At 47.7% G+C, this 1900-nt stretch carries 2 protein-coding genes; both read right to left on the reverse strand.

The window, feature by feature from the left end; translation table 11 throughout:
- Window positions 1-299: 299 nt before the first annotated feature.
- Complete coding sequence (locus J2T37_RS11485; protein WP_253356019.1) at window positions 300-794, reverse strand: GNAT family N-acetyltransferase; 495 nt, start codon at window positions 792-794, stop codon at window positions 300-302.
- A gap of 66 nt (window positions 795-860) precedes the next feature.
- Window positions 861-1541, reverse strand: coding sequence for an alpha/beta fold hydrolase (locus tag J2T37_RS11490; protein ID WP_253356021.1), 681 nt, complete (start codon window positions 1539-1541; stop codon window positions 861-863).
- Window positions 1542-1900 lie beyond the last annotated feature (359 nt).

Below are 1900 nucleotides of genomic sequence, written 5' to 3' on the forward strand. Positions count from 1 at the left end.
GTTTTAACAACAGTGAAATAAAATCTCAAATTTCTATTTTGAAACAGTTAGTAAAAGGTAATTTGCTCTAATTATCTAGTACAGCCCCAAATATAATTTCTCGGCTAGTGATTGGTTTAACTTAAAAAGGCTTGGCAAATGCTGTCTGAAAATAAACATTTCCAGACGGCATTTTCCTTTGCACTCAAAAAGTATAGTCGGAGAAAGTAAATTCTGGTACAAGGCGGCGAGCCGCAGACAGTACAGTAGTATGACAAGGCGAGTCAACGCCGTAACAGAACTTAATTTCTCCGAGGATATTAAGCCAAATCCAACACCAAGTTATACCAAACCTCGCCCGCGTGTTGGCTCTCGGACACGCCTTCGTTGACATAGCCGTTTTTCTCGTAATAGGGCACCAGTTCCGACAAACAGGTAAGCGTAATGGCTTGGCGTTGGGCGACGCGGCTGACGCGTGCCAATTCGTTGAGCAGCAAGGTGGAAATGCCTTTACCGCGATAATCGGGGTGTACCGCCAAACTTAACACGGTTTGGAAGCCGCCCGTAGCAGGATTGGGCACGGTGGTTTTGAACAAATCATCGGTGATATAACGCACGCCGACCACCGGGCCGACGATGTAGCCGACGATTTCGCCCGCTTCATTGCGGGCGGCGATAAAGCTGTCGGCGATGGTGGCGATACGGGTGCGGAAAGCCTCTGGCGTGGCGGCTTCTTCCGGCGTGAAACCGGCGTTTTCGATTTCGATTAAGCGCTCAAGTTCGTCTAAGAGCGGGCTGGAGAAGGTGTAATGCATTGTTTTTAATCTTAAATAAATGAAATTGACCGCAGTATTATAACCAAAGTGCGGTCAATTTTACTATTATTTTGTGTTTAAAAACGGTTCGATACACGCCCACACCGCTTTAAAATTTGCCTGCAATACCGGATGGGGAGCATTAGGGATAATTGCTAACTGCGCATTCGGAAGCCATTTATAGGCAGCAATGACCGTATCCAGCGGTGCATTGGCGTCTTTTTCGCCTGGCAGCACCAGCGTCGGCGCATTCACTTTGGCAAAAAGCGTTTGTTCGACCACGGTTTGGTCATATTGGCGGTTTGCCTGTCTGAACCATTCGGCGCTTTTCTTCGCTTGCGGGCGGACGGCTGCTTGCTGTGCCCAATATAGCGGGTCTAGTTTTTCGATGGCGGAAAACGGTGCGTTACGGTCTTTTTGTCCGCCTTGCACAAAGCCTTTCGGCCATTCACCCGCGCCGATGGCCACCAATTTATTGATGTGCTGCGGATAATCAACAGCGAAGAAATAGCCGGTATAAGCGCCGTCGCTAAAGCCGATGATGTCGGTCTTGGCGATGTTTAACGCAGCCAATACGGTTTCCAAATCTTTGGCTTTTTGTTCGTAACTCGGCGCAACTTTGCCGATGTCGGATTTGCCGTGACCGCGCGTGTTCACCAGAATTACTTTATGATTTTCTTTCAGCTTGTCTGCCAGCTCGCTCATGTCTGCCATTGAACCCACCAAACCGCCGTGCAGCAACACCACCGGCGCACCTTTGCCATAGACTTCGTAATAAATCTTGGCATCGCCCGACTGTACATAATGCCCCGCTTTGCTATTGTTACCGTAGGGCGTTTGGCTTTGGTAGCTGCTTTCGGTTTGTCCGAAATAGCGCAGCGTTTGGTCGGGCTGTACGGTTGCCGCTTGTGCGCCTGTTATTGCTAAAAAGTGCGGTGAAAATTGCCAGCAAGTTTTTCATTTTGCCATCTCCAATCAAACGGCTACATTTCGTAACCCGGTTTCTTCAATAATTTAGGGGCTGTACTAGATAATTAGAGCAAATTACCTTTTACTAACTGTTTCAAAATAGAAATTTGAGATTTTATTTCACTGTTGTTAAAACG

The sequence above is a fragment of the Neisseria perflava genome, assembly GCF_024170405.1.
GTDB lineage: Bacteria > Pseudomonadota > Gammaproteobacteria > Burkholderiales > Neisseriaceae > Neisseria > Neisseria perflava_B.